The organism is Streptomyces flavotricini (assembly GCF_020639365.1).
GTDB lineage: Bacteria > Actinomycetota > Actinomycetes > Streptomycetales > Streptomycetaceae > Streptomyces > Streptomyces flavotricini.
This window is the reverse complement of the sequence record NZ_JAINUL010000001.1, coordinates 7187796-7202782: the sequence shown is the minus strand read 5'-3', so window position 1 is coordinate 7202782 and position 14987 is coordinate 7187796. Positions and strand designations below refer to the sequence as shown.

The window sequence follows — 14987 nt, the reverse complement described above, 5'->3', positions numbered from 1 at the left end:
CGGGCCGGACGGCCCGGCCGGGCCGCGTCGTGCGCGGCGCGCTCGCGAACCGGGGTGCCTTCAGTGGCCGCCGCGCGGCTCGTGGCAGCCACCCTCCATGTAGGGGCCGTGCGCCTTCACGCTCACGGGCGGGCCCACTTGGCCCGTCACGCAGGGCCCGCTCTCCGGAATCGACAGGACGAACGAGGGGCCGCCCGTACTCGATGCGGACACGTCGCCCGTCTCGACCTTGTAGCCCATCCCGGTCAGGAGCCCGCCGAGCTCCTGGGCCGTCTGCGGGGCGCCCTTCCCGCCGGAGCCGGCCAGCGCCGCCTTGATCCGTGCGGCGTGCGCGTCACCCCGGCACCGGGCGGAGGGCGTGAGCACCGCCTCGTTCCTGTACGCGTGGTTCTCCGCGTACTTGCGCGCCGCGGGGTCCGTCGGCACGTCGTCCGGCGCCGCCGACCCGGTCGGCGTCACGCTCGCCCTGCCCTCGCACGCCGCGGCCACCTCGGGGAAGAGCTTGTCGTGCCGGGCCACCGCGGCCGCCTCCTGGGCGGCGTGGTCCGGGGTCCGGCTCGGCACCGGGGACGGGTCCGCGACCGCGCCGCTCCCGGACACCGTGGTGCCGCAGGCGGTCATGAGGAGCAGTGCCGCGGCGAGCAGCACGGCACGGGCGGGTGTCGTACGGGATGTCACTGGGTCTCCACTTCCCGGGGCGGGCCCCGGCGGCCGGGGCTCGCATGATCGGGTCACCCGATTGTCGTCACTGCGCCGCCCCGAAATCCTCGAGTACGCGTACGCAGCCGTCCGCCGGGCCGGTTTTGCCCGCCACGCGCATGGGGAACAGCCCGGCAGGGCACCCGCACCCGTAGCCACCCCGCCCGGAGGTCCGCCATGCGCTCACCGCACCGCGACCCGGATTCCGTCGAGCATCCGCTCTTCGCCCGGTTCTACGCGAGGCTCAGCACCACCGCCGACACCCGAGGCGGCGTGCGCGAACTGCGCCGCGAGCTCCTGCACGGGGTGTCCGGCCGGGTCATCGAGATCGGCGCCGGCAACGGCCTGAACTTCGCGCACTACCCGCGGGCCGTCTCCGAGGTCGTCGCCGTCGAACCGGAGCGGAGCCTGCGAAGGCTCGCGGCCGACGCGGCCCGGCGCGCCGAGGCCCCGGTCGATGTCGTGCCGGGCGTCGCGGAGGTCCTGCCCGTGAAGAGCGAGGCCTTCGACGCCGCTGTGGCCTCCCTCGTGCTGTGCACCGTACGGGACCTGCCGCGCGCGCTCGCGGAGCTCCACCGGGTGCTCCGCCCGGACGCCGAACTCCGCTTCTTCGAGCACGGCCGCGCGCCCAGCGCCGGGATGGCCGCCGTCCAGCGCACGCTGGACCGGACCGTCTGGCCCCGCCTCTTCGGCGGGTGCCACACGTCCCGGGATCCGGTCGCCGCGATCGAGGCCGCCGGCTTCCGGGTCACCTCTTGCCGCACCCTGCGGCTGCCGGAACGCGGCCCGGCGCTCCCGAGCTCGTACTGCGTGCTCGGTACGGCCCGCCGCGGTCCCGCCTGAACCCTTCAGCCCAGCGGCTTGACCCAGCGCGTCCACTGGTCCTGGCGGTGGTACCCGCCCGCCGCCCACGCGCCGTGCGCCCTCTCGTTGCGGTCCAGCACCATGGCATCGGCGCGCCGTCCGCCGAGCTCGCGGAACCGCTCCTCGGCGGCGGCCAGCAGCGCCGATCCGATGCCCCTGCGGCGGTGGTCCGGGTGCACCGCGAGCCGGTAGAGGTGGCAGCGCCAGCCGTCGAAGCCCGCGATCACCGTGCCGACCAGTTCGCCCTCGCGCCGGGCCAGCAGCAGGGCGTGCGGATCGCGGGCGTGGAGCCGCTCGACCCCGGCGAGGTCGTCGCTGATACTCGTTCCCTCGGCAGCCGTCTTCCAGAAGTCGAGCACGGCGGTGAGATCGGCCGAGGACGCGGGACCTATCTGAAGATCACTCATGGCCGGATCCCATCATCCGGTCGCGCTCCGCCAAAAGAATGACCCGATCCCTTTGCCTTTCCTTTACCATGGTGGCCAGTGGTCGACCGACCCGAAACCGACCCGAGCGAAAGGTGTGAGCGTCCGCCCATGGGCGAGCCCCCCAGTACCCGACATCGCGCGATACCCCTCCTCCTGGCTGATCATGGGACGGAGGTGACCGACCGATGACCGAAGTGCTCCTGCTCCTCGTGGCGCTGCTGCTCTGCCTCGCCTGCGGGGTCTTCGTCGCGGCCGAGTTCTCGCTGACCACCGTCGAGCGCAGCGAGCTCGAACAGGCCGCCGAGCGCGGCGAGCGCGGCGCCGAGAGTGCCCTCGCGGCCGTCCGGAGCCTGACGTTCCAGCTCTCCGGCGCCCAGCTCGGCATCACCGTGACCGGCCTGGTCATCGGCATGATCTCCAAGCCCTCGATCTCCGCCCTGCTCCAGGGCCCGTTCGAGGCCATGGGGCTGTCGGCCTCCGCCGCCGCCTCCACCGCCCTGGTCCTGGGCACGGTGCTGTCGACCGTCGTCCTGATGGTCGTCGGCGAGCTGGTGCCCAAGAACTGGGCGATCTCCTCGCCGCTCGCCATCGCCAAGCGCGTGGCCACCACGCAGCGGGTCTTCAGCCGTGCCTTCCGGCCGTTCATCAGCCACCTGAACACCACGGCGAACCACATGGTCCGCCGGCTCGGCATGGAGCCGGCCGAGGAACTGGCCTCGGCGCGCACCCCGCAGGAGCTGGTGGCCCTGGCCCGGCACTCCGCGAAGGCGGGCGCGCTGGAGAAGGACACCGCCGAGCTGTTCGTACGGACCCTGAACCTGGCCGACCTGACCGCCGAGAACGTCATGACCCCGCGGGTCCAGGTCACGGCCCTCGACGTGCAGACCACCGCCGAGGACGTGGCGAACGCGACGCTCGCGACCGGCCTGTCCCGCTTCCCGGTCTACCGGGGCAGCCTCGACACCGTCGTCGGCACCGTCCACATCAAGGACGTGCTCGCCCTGCCCGCCGAGGAGCGGCACCGCCGTCCGGTCTCCCGGCTGCTGCGCGAGCCCCTCCTGGTACCGGAGTCGCTGACCGTGGACCGGCTGCTGGACCTGCTGTCCGGCCGCCAGACGATGGCCGTGGTGATCGACGAGTACGGCGGCACCGCCGGCGTGGTGACCCTGGAGGACATCGTCGAGGAGGTCGTCGGCGAGGTGCGCGACGAGCACGACCCGCACGAGACCTCGGACCTGGCCCCCGCCGGTACGGACGCCTCCGGGCGCCGCCTCTACTCCGCCGACGGCGCCGTGCGCACCGACCAGCTGGCGCGGATCGGACTGCGCGTGCCGGACGGCCCGTACGAGACCCTCGCCGGGCTGATAGCGACCGAGCTGGGGCGGATCCCGGCGGTCGGCGACAGCATGGAGCTGGCCGGCTGGCGGCTCGACGTGGAGGACGCCAGTGGGCGGCGGGCCGCGCGGGTGCTGCTGCACGCGCCGGCCGAGCCCGCGCAGCAGTCCTCGGACCAGGGTGGGGAGGGAGCGCGATGACGGTGCTCCAACTGCTGATCGGCCTGGCGACCCTGGTCGTCAACGGCTTCTTCGTCGGCGCCGAGTTCGCACTGATCTCGGTGCGGCGCAGCCAGATCGAGCCGTACGCCGAGCAGGGCGACCGGCGGGCCCGCGCCGTGCTGTGGGGCCTGGAGCACGTGTCGGCGCTGATGGCGGCGGCCCAGCTGGGCATCACGCTGTGCACCCTGGTGCTGGGTGTGGTGGCCGAGCCGGCCATCGCCCACCTGCTGACCCCGCTGTTCGACCTCGTCGGGGTGCCCTCGGGGCTGACCCACGCGATCTCGTTCGTGGTGGCGCTGACGCTGGCCACGTACCTCCACATGCTCTTCGGCGAGATGCTGCCGAAGAACGTGGCCCTGTCCGAGCCGGTGCGCACCGCGCTCCTGCTCGGACCGCCGCTGGTGACCGTGACCCGGGCGCTGCGGCCGGTGATCTTCGCGATCAACGCCTTCGCCAGCCTCCTGCTGCGGCTGCTGCGGGTGGAGGTGAAGGACGAGGTCTCGGCGACGTTCTCCGACGACGAGCTGGCCCGGATCGTGAAGGACTCCAGCGACGCGGGGCTGATCGACGACCGGGCGAGCGAGCGGCTGCACGACGCCCTGGAGCTGGGTCGCAGGCCCGTCACCGACGTGGTGCTGCCACTGGACCGGGTCGTCGTGGCCCGGGACGGCTTCACGCCGGCGGCCCTGCAGCAGCTGTCGGCAGAGTCGGGTTACTCCCGCTTCCCGGTGATCGACGCACAGGCCGGGATCCTCGGGTACCTGCACGTCAAGGACGCCCTCGACGCGGACGGGCCGGAGCGGGACCAGCCGTTCCCGGTGTCCGCGCTGCGTCCGATCGCGCAGGTCCGGGCGGAGACCCCGCTCGACGACGTGCTCACCGCGATGCGGCGCAGCCGGACGCACCTTGCGGCGGTCATGGGCTCCGGCGGGGCGATGACGGGCCTGGTCACGATGGAGGACGTGCTGCGCGAGCTGTTCGGCAAGCCGGCCTCCGCCTGACACCGCTGCCACCGCGGCGGTGCCCCGGCCCTGCGCGGCCGGGGTACCGCGCGGTAGCATCGCTGCGCCATGGAGATGAATGCCTCTTACACCAGTTTCGTCGCGGTCGGCGACTCCTTCACCGAGGGCATGTCCGACCTGCTGCCCGACGGCTCCTACCGCGGCTGGGCCGATCTGCTGGCCGCCCGCCTCGCGGCGCGCGAGCCCGGTTTCCGCTACGCGAACCTCGCGGTCCGCGGAAAGCTGATCGGGCAGATCGCCGAGGACCAGGCCCCGGTCGCGGCGGAGATGGGCGCGGACGTGGTGACGCTGGTCGGCGGTCTGAACGACGCGTTGCGGCCCAAGGTCGACATGGGTCGGGTGCGCGGGCACCTGGAGGAGACCGTGGGACTGCTGGCCCCCACGTGCAAGACGCTGGTGCTGATGCGCTCTCCCGGCCGCAACGGGCCGGTGATGGACCGCTTCCGGCCGCGCATGGAGGAGCTCTTCGGCATCATCGAGGAGCTGGCCGCCCGACACGGGGCCCTGGTCGTGGACCTGTACGGGGCCGGCGTGCTGGCCGACCCGCGGATGTGGGACGTGGACCGGCTGCACCTGACGGCGGAAGGCCACCGTCGGGTGGCCGAGGCGGTCTGGCAGACGCTGGGCCTGCCTCCCGAGCAGGACTGGCGCGCCGAGCTCCCGGCGGCGGTGCCCCCGGGCTGGGCCGTGCGCCGGTCCCAGGACCTGAGCTTCGCCCGGCAGCACCTGCTGCCGTGGGTCGGCCGCCGCCTGACCGGCCGCTCCTCCGGGGACGGCCGCCCGGCCAAGCGCCCGGAGCTGCTGCCGTACGGGGCCACGGCGGGCGAGCCGCTCTCGTAGCAAGGCACAATCCGAGGTGGGGTCCCTACCTGCGTAAACGCACAGCTGCGGCCCAAGTAGAATCCCTACACTGTTCTGCTTTCCAAGGTATAGCAGCAGGTCAGAGGCTTACCACGGGGAAAAAACGAGATCATCTCTCACAATTTCTCACACTGCCCCTCCGTCGCCGCTGTGGAAGTTGTCCCAGGCATCGGCCGCGGAACGCAGATCCTCGACCCCCGGACGCACGTACTTCAGCTTGGTGAAGGTCGCATTCGTGTGCCCGGCCCACGCTGCCAGGACGACGTCAGGGACGCCGTTCACAGCCAGGTAGGTCAGGCAGGAGTGCCGCGCGTCGTACAGCCGCACCTTCCGCAAGCCGCTGCTCTCCATGGCCTTGTACGCGCGCTCGCGCAACTGGCGGGTGTTCCGCGGCATGCCGACCTCGTCCACGACCACGTACCCGGTGTCGGTGTACCCCTCCCCCGCGGCCAGCTTCTCGCGTGCCTGCTGAGCCCGAAGCCTCTTCAGGGCATCCAGAGCCTTCGAGGGCAGCGGCAGTACCCGCTCCCCGGCCGCCGTCTTGGCGTCCTTCTCGAGGACGGTGCCGTTACCTAGCATCGTGCGGGTGTTCGTCATCTCCAGCGTGGCCAGCTGCAGGTCGATGTCCTGCCAGCGCTGCCCGCAGACTTCGGCCGGCCGAAGGCCCATGAGGGACAGCAGGAGCGGCGCGTACAGCCGGTCGTCCTCAATGGCCTTGATGAACCGCTGTACCTCGGCGACCGTCCAGGGGGCAGGCCGCTGCCGCTCGCGCTTGTCGATCTTCTTGTCGGCAAGGGCGACCCGCACGTACTGAGCGGGGCTAACAGGGATGAGCCGACGGACCACAGCTCGCCCCAGGGCCTCTCGCAGCCTGGTCAGGATCCCGTCCACCGTGGATACGGCAAGACGCGACCCTGGCTTGCCGCTCTTCCGCCGGCCGCTGGACACGAGTTCGTCGACGAAGTCCTGCACCTGGTCCTCGGTAAGCGACTGCAGGCGGACGTGCCCCAGGCGGTCGTAGACGTGCACCAGGGCGAGCTTGTACGTGCGGATAGTCGTAGCCTCGACGTCGCGCTGCTTGTACTCCAGCCACCGGTCGAGCCATTCCTTCAGCGTGATGGAGTTCGGGGCAATGAGCGTCCCTGCAGACCGCTCCGAGATGATCCGGGAACGCTCCGCCAGGGCTTCCTTCTTGGAGTCCTTGGTGATCGTGAGCTGGATGCGCTTGCCGTTCTCATCGCGGCCGGCATCAATGACCGTGCGGTACCGCACGGTGCCGTTCCGCAGCGTGATCTTCTTGACCGGGTCCGACATCTCTTCCTTCTCTCCTCACTCCGTGGGCGGGGTAGGCCGCCGAAGGATCCGGTGCGGCTCCTCCCGCTCGATCCGCTTGAACTCCTGGTGCGACAGCCCGCGCATGCCGTCCACGACCATGCCGCGTTCCTCCAGCCAGTCGTCACGCTTGACCCGCCACTCACGGCGGGTGCGGATGACCGCGGCGATCCAGTCCTCCCCGCCCTGGACTCGGGTACGCGCCACGATCCGCCCCATGGGCTCGCCCCACAGCCAATCAGGTACGCCGTCATCGGCCGGCGGAGCCTCGGGGCGCCTACGCCGTGCCACGACGACGCCTCTCCAGGTCCCAGCGAACGTTCGCAGCCTTCGAAGCGCGCTCCTGGTTCGGGGTCTTGCCGACCTCCTCACCCTCGGCTGGCAGCGCCAGCTGGTCGAGGAGCTTAGCCAGGACCAGGCGGTGAGCGCGGGCCTCGGCGAACAGGGCCGACGCCTTCGGCTGGCCCATGCTGCCCTCCACCACCGCCGGCCCCGCGGCCAGGGCCGCGCTGATCGCTTCCAGCTCGTCGAGGGTCCGGCAGGTCTGGCCGAGCAGGGCCAGCTCGTCGGGGGACAGCTCGTAGTCCTTGGTGATCTGCTGCCAGAGCCCTTGGCCGGCCGCGGCGAGACCCTCGGGTGCAGCCATCACGTACCTCACTCTCTGCTGTGCTCTGTGATCTTGGTTCCCAAAAACGATCAGTGCCGCATTGCTCGTGGTGGCGCGCACCTCCCCGGCGGTCCTGGCGGGATGATCAAGGGGAGGCCCTGGCCAGGGGTCTGGTCACTCTGTGTGTCAGCCGGGCCGGCGGTCGACCACTAGGACCGCCTGGCCCGGCTGGTGGCGCTGGTCAGGTCACTGCGGGGAAAGGAGACCCGCTCTCTGGCCATGGCTCCTGGTCGGGCGGCCTACAACACGTGGCCCGGCAGGTGACCTTGACGCCTGTCTGTGGGATCAGAACCCGACGGCTCGCTTGATCGGGTTGGCTTCGGCCTCGGCCCAGACCTGTTCCTTCTGCTCGTCGGGCGTGGGCATCCACAGCTGGCCGCCATGCTCCGTGTGCCAGCCGAGGAACTGGCGGGTGCTGAGTCCGAACCACGGCGGCCGGCCGATGGCCATGCGGCTGGGGTGCAGCTCGTGGTAGTTCCGGATCTGCTCGTACTTGCCGCGCGGGTCGTCGGGGCAGCTGAACCCGAAGATCGTCAGTGCGGTCCGGGCAGCGGTGATGCGGGCGTACCGCTCGGCCAGCTGGTCGCAGGTGTCGGATGCCTTGCGAACCTTGGCGGGGGCGGAGAGGAGGTGACGGGGTTCGGTGTCGCCGTGTTCCTTCAGCGTCTGCCAGGCGGTCTTGAAGCCGTTCCAGGTCTCGGCGTGGGCGGGCTTGAGGTGGTCGGTGATGACGGCCAGGCCGTGCTCGCGCAGCTGGCTGCGGATGCGGTCGGCGGCGATGACCTCGCACCCGGCCGTGATGTCCAGGGCGTCCTGGTAGGTCTGTTCTGCGACACGTGCGGCCTGGACCTGCGTGAGGTCGGGGAGGTCGGTGTCGTTGTGGACGGCGTCGACGACTTCCTGGATGAGGCGCTCGATGACGACCCCGGGCCGCTCGGGCGGGGCCGGGTACGGCTGGGCGTGGATCTTGCGGTGGGTTTCGCGGGCGCGCACCAGGGCCTCGGGGAGGGTGTACGCGCCGGCGTCGTGGCCGTCGAAGAGGGGGAGGCTCGGGAGTCCGGTCACTTGTTCTCTCCGTTCTTGCGGCGGGCGACGGAGCGGCGGATGCTCTCGCGCATCTGCTCGGCGGCATCGCGCTGGGGCAGTTCTCGGATGAGGCGGCTCATCATCATGCTTTTGCTCTCGGGCTTGTTGCTGCTCTCGGGTGTGCTGGGGGTCTCGGGCTGGTCGGTCATGGGGGTCTCCTAGCTGACGAAGTCGAGGTGGCGCACGAGGTCGGCGGCCTGCTCGGCCGAGGACTGCTTGGCCCCGTTCAGGGTCACGTTGTTGGTCTTGTTGTTGGTGACGTTGCTGGTGCTGTGGCTGCTGCCGTACTGGGCGGCGGGACGGGCCGTGTAGCCGGCCGTAGACAGCCGACCCGCGTTCAGTTGATCGAGCAGGCCGACGCCGTACTGGCGGACCGAGGCGGCCTTGATGACGTACTCGCCGTTGCTGATGCGGGCGAGGATGCTGTCCGAGGTGCCGGAGCCCGGTCCGCGGACCGCGCCGCCGGTCGGGTAGCCGCGCACCCGCCCGCCGCTGGCATAGCCGACGTAGCCGCCGTCTCGGCGGGCCGCCTGAATGAGGTCGGGGATGCCGTTGGCGTCCTGGTCGGACGCTGTGGCGCGCAGGTAGACGCCGACGCCGACCTGGGTTCCGTGGATGTTGTTGATGCGGTCTTGGATGGTGTTGATGGCGGCGCTGGGCGGGCCGGTGGGGATGGAGACCGTGACGTGCCCGTCAGGGAGGCGCTTCACGGAGAAGCCGAGGTCTTTCAGGTTCTGTTCGGCCTGCGCGGTGAGGGCCGCGATGGTGATCTCTTTGCCGTTGGTCTTGCGGAGCTCTGCCTGCACGTTCTGCAGGTCGGCGACCGCCTGGTCGGTCTGCGCCTTGATGTCCGTCACCACCTGCGTGGGGACTTGGGCGTAGGCGCCGATCAGGCCGTTGATGGCCTCCGTGGAGAAGCCGGCCTGGACCATCTGTCGCTTCAGGACAGCGATGTCCTGCTCCAGTACGGCGTTGCCGGCCTCCACGCTGTTCTGCTGCTCGGTGACGGCCTGGGCGTGAGCCATGGCCGCCTGGGCCGCGTCGAGGAACGCCCCCTTCACCTTGCGGCCGGCCTCCGATGTCACATCGAGGCTGTGGCCGTTCTCCCGCACCGTGTCGGTGAGATCGGCCAGTGAGGCCCGGAAGCTGATCTCCTTCTCGGCTGCCGAGATCGCCACCCCGTTGAGGGCGTTAAGGCTGTCCTTGAGCCTCTCGGCCTGGGTGCGCTGGTCCTTGATCTCGTCGTTGGTCATGGAGATGGCGTTCTTCAGACCGTCCTGACCCTTGGCGCCCAGCTGTGTCTGCGTGTCCGCGGCGGCCAGGGCGTCGGTGTAGCCGGGAAGGAGGCTCTTGAGCTTCTCCGTCTCCTTGCCCGTCAGACCGACCTGCGTGGCGATCTTCTGGAACGCCGCCTCGGCCTCCGCGGGGGACGCGGTCTGTACGAGACTGGCCAGGGCCTGGTCGATGCCCTTGATGGCTTCCTGGGCGTCCTTGAGCTTCATGCGGCTCTGGTCGACGCCTGTCCCCCAGCCGCTCTCGTTCAGGCTGCGCATGGACTCGCTGATGTGCGCGATGCGGTCGGTGAACGACGGGTCGCCGACCTGCCGCATCGCTTCCTTCAGCTTCATCAGGTCGCCGCCGAAGGTCTTGGCGAGTTCGCCGCTGGCCTTGCCGGTCTGCGTGAAGTGCACCAGCGAGTTGGTCATCTTGTCGGCGCTGGGCGGGGCGTCTTCCATCTGCTTCTTGAGTTCGCTGATGCCGAAGCTGATGGCGGCGAGGCCGGCGACGACACCGCCGAAGGCCGTGAAGCCTGCGAACGCGGCCCGGGTGCGGGCGGCCGTGACGCCGAGGGCCACCAGTTCGGCGCGGACCGCCATGATGCGAGGCAGCATCAGGAGGAGGCTGGTACCGACGAACCCGAAGACGCCTGCCAGGCCCGCAGCGATGGTGACGTTGGACTGCATGGCGGGCGACAGCTGGTTGTACCAGTTCACGAGAGAGGTGACCGCCTGGGCCATCTCCCGCAGCACCTTGTTGCCGCCGCTGCCGGACCCGATCAGGGCGGTCTCGAAGGCACCCTGGAGACGCTCCAGGTCGCCGGACAGGTTGTCCGTCATGGTGGCGGCAACGCGGGTCGCGTAGCCGGCATCGTTGACGGAGCTGACCCACTGGTCGACGCCGGAGGAGCCGGCCTGGTACAGGATCGTCGCCGCGCGGACCGCGTCGCTGCCGAAGATCGTGGCCATGGCCGCGTTGCGGGCCTCGGGGGTGAGCTTGGAGAACGACGTCTTCATGTTGTCGGCCAGGGCCGAGAGGCCGATGAAGTTGCCTGCAGCGTCGTAGGCGGAGAACCCGATCGCGTCCATGGTGTTCGCGGCCTCTTTGGACTGGGGTACGAGCCGCTGCAACATGACCTTGAGGCTGGTACCGGCGTCGCTGCCCGTCAGGGCGTTCTGAGCGAACAGGGACAGGGTGCCAACGGTCTGCTCAAGACTGAGACCGGTCTGCGATGACAGGAGCGCTGCCTGGCGGAAGGCCATACCCATCTGGTGGACGTTCGTGGCGCTCTTGCCGGCGCCGGCGGAGATGACGTCAGCGATGTGGCCCACGTCCCGGCCCGTCAGCTTGAAGGCGTTCATAGCCTGCGCGCTGATGATGGCGGACTCGCCGAGCTCCAGCTGCCCGGATGCGGCGAGGTCGAGGGAGCCCTTGAGGGCACCGCCGACGATGTCAGCCGTCGTGACACCGGCACGCGCCAGCTCCGCTTCCGCGTTGGCTGCCTGGGTGGCGGAGTAGACGGTGGCCGCGCCGGCGTCCAGGGCAGCCTTCGACAGGGCCTTCATGTCGGAGGCGTTGCCGTTGGTGACGGCCCGTACCTCACTCATGGCCTTCTCAAAGCGGGCCGCGGCTACTGCGGCGAGGCCGAACACGGCGACCAGGCCCAGCGAAGCGGCCTGCATGGCCTTGAGGGCCTTCTGCCCGTTGTTCGCGGCGTACAGGACGCTGGAGCCCATGTCGTAGACGGCCAGGCGGGCTGAGCCGAAGGCGCTGGATATGGCTGCGGAGGCGGACGACCAGCGGCTGCTGGCGGTAGTCGCCGACTGCGCTGCGGCGGCGCCGATGCTGCCGAACGTGCCTGCGGCAGAGTGGGCGGCCTGCCCGGCGCGGGATGCTGCGGCGGCGCCCTGCTCGCCGAGCCGGCCCATGCCCACCTGGGAGCGGGCGGCCATCTGGTCGAAGGCTGCGCCTGTGCGGGCGGCGTGCTGCTGTGCGGCCCGGCTGGCCGAGCCGAGGGCCGCCTCGGAGCGGGCCGCGGTCTGCCGCATGGAGGTGTCGATCTGGCGGGCGGTGGTCTGCGTGGTCCGCGCCGCCTGCTGCATGGCGGTCGTGAACGGGGCGGTGATGCCGGTGAGGACTACCCGGACGGTGCGGTCAGCCATCCTGTTCGCCCTTCTCCGCGAACACGCCCAGGCGGTACATGTCGACGAGGAGCTGCGTCATCCGCGCTTCCCGGCGGTCGCTGCTGTTGAGGCCGGCCTCGACGAGGGCGAGCGTGTCGGGCGGGAGGGGCTTGGGGTTGAGGGCGTCCTCGATGAGCGCGTCGGCGTGGAACAGGTCGATGGCTGCTGCCGCGTTGAGGATGTCCTGGTCGGTGATGTCGGGGGGTTCGGTCACGGGTTCCTCCAAGGCCTCCGGGTGGGGCTGGTGGTTGGGGCAGATGGGGGCGTGGGCGTCGCTGCAGGGGCTGCGCCGGTCGGCGTGGAGCCAGGCGCCGCAGTTCCGGCTGCAGGGCCGGGACTTGCCGCGGCGGATGACAGCGCCGCACGCGTCGCAGTTGCGCGGGATCTTCCGCCGCGGCCGAGTCATCGCGCGTCCTCCTTGGGGGTGGCGATGTAGGGGTGGACGTCGAAGCGAGGGGAAGGCTTGCGGCCGCGCCGGCCTGTCTCGGGCGGGGGGATCAGGGCGAGCCAGCCGTACTCCTCCAGCTGGAGCAGCACGTCGTTCATGACGTCCATCTCCGTGGCCCACTCGCGCCCCTTGAGGGCCTGCCAGGCATCGCGGGCGGAGAAGGAATCCCCGGGGCTACTGCGGCCCTTGAGCCACGCCACGACGTCCCTGAGGGGCTTCACCGCGCCTTCGCGGTTCTTACCCATGAGGTCGAACACGGCTCGGGCGTGAGCGATGAAGTACGGGGCCATGGCGAGGACGTCCGTGATGCGCTGGTGGCTGATCTCCCGGGCGCCAGGGTCCTCGTAAAGGGTCAGGCAGGCGGCGACACGGATGAGCTGGCCGCGGAGCTTGCCGGCCCAGTCCGCCAGGTCGTGCAGGTCGCCGCCGGGCTTACGGCGCTTGGCGAACGCGTTGTAGAACTCGCCGAAGGCAGTCCTGGCGGGTGCCGACAGCTCAATGGTGAGCACGTCGGGGCTGGCCCATACCTGCTTGATGAGGTCGCGGATCCGGTGGTCGTAGGTCGTGGTGACGTGGGAGGGGATCGGCGGACTATCGAAGGTGTCTTCCTCCGTGGGGGCGGGCTTGGCGTACAGGAACCGCCCCAGGAGGCCGGACTGCCTGAACTCGGGGTTCTGCTTCTCCAGCCCGGAGATGATGCCGGGCTGCACGATCAGCCCGAGCGCCAGGAACGTGTGCGCCATGCGCGCGGACGCACGGCCGGTGCGGTCGATGGTGTACGGGCCGCCCGTGTACGCCTCCAGCAGCAGGTCAGTGTTGGCCTTGCCGTTGTTGCCGTACAGGCCCGCCGCGACCTTGAACAGGCCGCCCTCGGAGGCGAGGGAGCCGATCCGGCCGCCTTGCTCGTACATGCGCTTGGCGAGGGCTTCGAGGGTGATGTCGCGGACCAGGAGCCTGGGCAGCTCGGGAGCGTCCCCCAGCTCCAGCAGCTTCACCCGAGCCGCTTCGGCGTCTGCCTCGGCGGAGAGCCGCTTCTCACTGTCGGAGTTGGCGGCGCTCTGCTCGGCCTTGGTCATGCGGGCCGTGGTGATGCGGATCTCCTGGGCGGTCGCCTCGACGTCGGGACGAGCCGCCTCCATCAGCTCCTCCTCGATCTCGCGCAGAGGATTCGCGGCGGCGTTCAGGGCGGGCGTCTTCTTCTCAGAGGAGTCCGCCAGGGCCGCCAGGTACAGGGCCGTCGACTCCTGCCAGTCGGACTTCACCTGTACGCGCCGCCGGCCGCCGGTCGCCGTGCTGATGGTGGCCAGTGCGGCGAACGCGACGAGGTCGACTGGCACCTGCAGGGACTCGGCCGCGGCAGTGACGAACTCCCCTAGGCTGCCCAGGGAGGCCACAGGAAAGGGCGGCACCGGGGCGGCGGCCAGCGAGACCGGCTCGTCCCACCCCCCATCAAGGATCTGCGTCCCAGAAATCCCAGAACTCGAATCCGGTCCCGACCCCTGAGGCGGCACCGTCATTGTGGGATTTGTGGGATGCGAATCCGGGGTGAGCAGCTCCTCGTACCCGAGCCCGGCCGCCAAGTGGTCGGAGACGTCCTTGCCCCGGGCCGGCTCCAGCACCCGGAACGGGATCCCGGCCGCCTGAAGCGACGCCGCTACGGCCGCAGCGTGCTTGGCGCCGGGCTCGTCGCGGTCCCGGATCACGATGGCCTCGGAGACGCCGGCCAGAGCGCGGGTGTACTCGTCGCTCCACTTACCCGCCCCTCCCACATTGCAGGTGGCGGTAGCGCCCGTGGCCCGCAGATTGTCGGCGTCCTTCTCGCCCTCGACCACGAACACCGGGCCGCCGGTTGCGGCAGCAGCCAGCACCTCGGGGAGCCGGTAGAGCACTCGACGGATGCCGGCGACGCCCGGAGTGCCGTCCGGCTTGAACTGCCGGAACGTCTTGCGCTCCCCGTTGTAGCCCGGCTCGATCCGCCGGACGACGTACAGCACTTCCCCCTGCTCGTCGGTGTACGGGTACTCGGCGACGACCTGGGGCCGTTCCCGCTTCTGCAGCGGCTCGTCGAAGAGGTCCGCCATGGTGAGGCCGAGGGCCGCGACAACGTCCTGGGGCGCGCAACCGGCGTGGCAGTTGAGGACGACGCCCTTGGCGCCATTGGTGACGGCGAGCGAGGGGGACCGATCCTCGTGCGCGACGCACTGCCACGCGTTGCCCCTGCCCTTGCTGCCATGGGCGTTCAGCGCGTCGATGACGCGCCCGTATGCGCTCATGCGGCCACCGCCGGATCGGTCCGCAGGACCACCATGTACGTGGTTCCGCATGGGGCGGTCTTGAGGACGGAACGGACCAGCGGAAGGGGCGCGCGATGCAGGTGCGGATATCCGCAGCCGGGGCAGCGCTCCACCTTGACCTGTCGGTGCCACTTCCAGGACCGCGAGCGATAGGTGTCGAGCCGACCCTCTACACGCGGGGGCTGCGACTGAGCTACGGTGGATGCAGTCCACCCGCCAGCCGCGGAGACTTCTTGAGATGCCCCGCCTAGGCCGCGGGGCTTCTCTGC

The 14987-nt window shown here is 70.5% G+C and carries 14 protein-coding genes; 4 read left to right on the top strand and 10 right to left on the bottom strand.

What is annotated here, in order from left to right:
• Window positions 1-60: 60 nt before the first annotated feature.
• Window positions 61-678 (bottom strand): hypothetical protein, encoded by a 618-nt coding sequence (locus K7B10_RS32975; RefSeq protein ID WP_229342453.1) that lies wholly within the window; start codon window positions 676-678, stop codon window positions 61-63.
• 198 nt (window positions 679-876) lie between these two features.
• Here K7B10_RS32975 and K7B10_RS32970 point away from each other — a divergent pair, with 198 nt between their 5' ends.
• Window positions 877-1542: a class I SAM-dependent methyltransferase gene (locus tag K7B10_RS32970; RefSeq protein WP_229342451.1), complete on the top strand. Its 666-nt coding sequence runs from the start codon at window positions 877-879 to the stop codon at window positions 1540-1542.
• A 5-nt stretch (window positions 1543-1547) separates the two neighbouring features.
• On the opposite strand, the gene K7B10_RS32965 is transcribed toward K7B10_RS32970, so the two are convergent.
• Window positions 1548-1970, bottom strand: a complete 423-nt coding sequence (locus tag K7B10_RS32965) for a GNAT family N-acetyltransferase (RefSeq protein ID WP_229342448.1) — start codon at window positions 1968-1970, stop codon at window positions 1548-1550.
• A gap of 206 nt (window positions 1971-2176) precedes the next feature.
• Here K7B10_RS32965 and K7B10_RS32960 point away from each other — a divergent pair, with 206 nt between their 5' ends.
• The 3 genes from K7B10_RS32960 to K7B10_RS32950 all read left to right on the top strand — a co-directional run bounded on the left by K7B10_RS32960 (window position 2177) and on the right by K7B10_RS32950 (window position 5409).
• Complete coding sequence (locus tag K7B10_RS32960) at window positions 2177-3526, top strand: hemolysin family protein (RefSeq protein WP_229342439.1); 1350 nt, start codon at window positions 2177-2179, stop codon at window positions 3524-3526.
• The gene (locus K7B10_RS32955) at window positions 3523-4548 is read left to right on the top strand and encodes a hemolysin family protein (RefSeq protein ID WP_229342437.1); all 1026 of its coding nucleotides are present in this window, start codon (window positions 3523-3525) and stop codon (window positions 4546-4548) included. The genes K7B10_RS32960 and K7B10_RS32955 overlap by 4 nt, the downstream gene beginning before the upstream one ends.
• A gap of 69 nt (window positions 4549-4617) precedes the next feature.
• Window positions 4618-5409 (top strand): SGNH/GDSL hydrolase family protein, encoded by a 792-nt coding sequence (locus tag K7B10_RS32950; RefSeq protein WP_229342435.1) that lies wholly within the window; start codon window positions 4618-4620, stop codon window positions 5407-5409.
• Between the two features lie 147 nt (window positions 5410-5556).
• Here the strand turns inward: K7B10_RS32950 and K7B10_RS32945 are convergent, their stop codons facing one another.
• The 8 genes from K7B10_RS32945 to K7B10_RS32910 all read right to left on the bottom strand — a co-directional run bounded on the left by K7B10_RS32945 (window position 5557) and on the right by K7B10_RS32910 (window position 14697).
• Window positions 5557-6744, bottom strand: a complete 1188-nt coding sequence (locus K7B10_RS32945; RefSeq protein WP_229342433.1) for a site-specific integrase — start codon at window positions 6742-6744, stop codon at window positions 5557-5559.
• Window positions 6745-6759: 15 nt separating this feature from the next.
• Window positions 6760-6969 carry a hypothetical protein gene (locus K7B10_RS32940; RefSeq protein WP_229342430.1) on the bottom strand — a complete coding sequence of 70 codons (210 nt, stop codon included), beginning with the start codon at window positions 6967-6969 and terminating at the stop codon, window positions 6760-6762.
• A 70-nt stretch (window positions 6970-7039) separates the two neighbouring features.
• Complete coding sequence (locus K7B10_RS32935; RefSeq protein ID WP_229342427.1) at window positions 7040-7408, bottom strand: hypothetical protein; 369 nt, start codon at window positions 7406-7408, stop codon at window positions 7040-7042.
• A 306-nt stretch (window positions 7409-7714) separates the two neighbouring features.
• Window positions 7715-8494 (bottom strand): hypothetical protein, encoded by a 780-nt coding sequence (locus K7B10_RS32930; protein ID WP_229342424.1) that lies wholly within the window; start codon window positions 8492-8494, stop codon window positions 7715-7717.
• Window positions 8491-8664 carry a hypothetical protein gene (locus tag K7B10_RS32925; RefSeq protein WP_229342421.1) on the bottom strand — a complete coding sequence of 58 codons (174 nt, stop codon included), beginning with the start codon at window positions 8662-8664 and terminating at the stop codon, window positions 8491-8493. The genes K7B10_RS32930 and K7B10_RS32925 overlap by 4 nt, the downstream gene beginning before the upstream one ends.
• A 9-nt stretch (window positions 8665-8673) precedes the next feature.
• Complete coding sequence (locus K7B10_RS32920; protein ID WP_229342418.1) at window positions 8674-11955, bottom strand: phage tail tape measure protein; 3282 nt, start codon at window positions 11953-11955, stop codon at window positions 8674-8676.
• Complete coding sequence (locus tag K7B10_RS32915) at window positions 11948-12190, bottom strand: hypothetical protein (RefSeq protein ID WP_229342416.1); 243 nt, start codon at window positions 12188-12190, stop codon at window positions 11948-11950. Before K7B10_RS32915 ends, K7B10_RS32920 begins: the two co-directional genes overlap by 8 nt.
• A gap of 188 nt (window positions 12191-12378) precedes the next feature.
• On the bottom strand, window positions 12379-14697 hold the full coding sequence (locus K7B10_RS32910; protein WP_229342413.1) for a DUF3987 domain-containing protein: 2319 nt from the start codon (window positions 14695-14697) through the stop codon (window positions 12379-12381).
• Window positions 14698-14987 lie beyond the last annotated feature (290 nt).

Bases quoted from the DNA above. Each gene is read 5' to 3' on its own strand.
- K7B10_RS32970 (WP_229342451.1), top strand. From the start codon at position 877: ATGCGCTCACCGCACCGCGACCCGGATTCCGTCGAGCATCCGCTCTTC.
- K7B10_RS32965 (WP_229342448.1), bottom strand. From the start codon at position 1,970: ATGAGTGATCTTCAGATAGGTCCCGCGTCCTCGGCCGATCTCACCGCC.
- K7B10_RS32960 (WP_229342439.1), top strand. From the start codon at position 2,177: ATGACCGAAGTGCTCCTGCTCCTCGTGGCGCTGCTGCTCTGCCTCGCC.
- K7B10_RS32955 (WP_229342437.1), top strand. From the start codon at position 3,523: ATGACGGTGCTCCAACTGCTGATCGGCCTGGCGACCCTGGTCGTCAAC.
- K7B10_RS32950 (WP_229342435.1), top strand. From the start codon at position 4,618: ATGGAGATGAATGCCTCTTACACCAGTTTCGTCGCGGTCGGCGACTCC.
- K7B10_RS32945 (WP_229342433.1), bottom strand. From the start codon at position 6,744: ATGTCGGACCCGGTCAAGAAGATCACGCTGCGGAACGGCACCGTGCGG.
- K7B10_RS32935 (WP_229342427.1), bottom strand. From the start codon at position 7,408: ATGGCTGCACCCGAGGGTCTCGCCGCGGCCGGCCAAGGGCTCTGGCAG.
- K7B10_RS32925 (WP_229342421.1), bottom strand. From the start codon at position 8,664: ATGACCGACCAGCCCGAGACCCCCAGCACACCCGAGAGCAGCAACAAG.
- K7B10_RS32920 (WP_229342418.1), bottom strand. From the start codon at position 11,955: ATGGCTGACCGCACCGTCCGGGTAGTCCTCACCGGCATCACCGCCCCG.
- K7B10_RS32910 (WP_229342413.1), bottom strand. From the start codon at position 14,697: ATGAGCGCATACGGGCGCGTCATCGACGCGCTGAACGCCCATGGCAGC.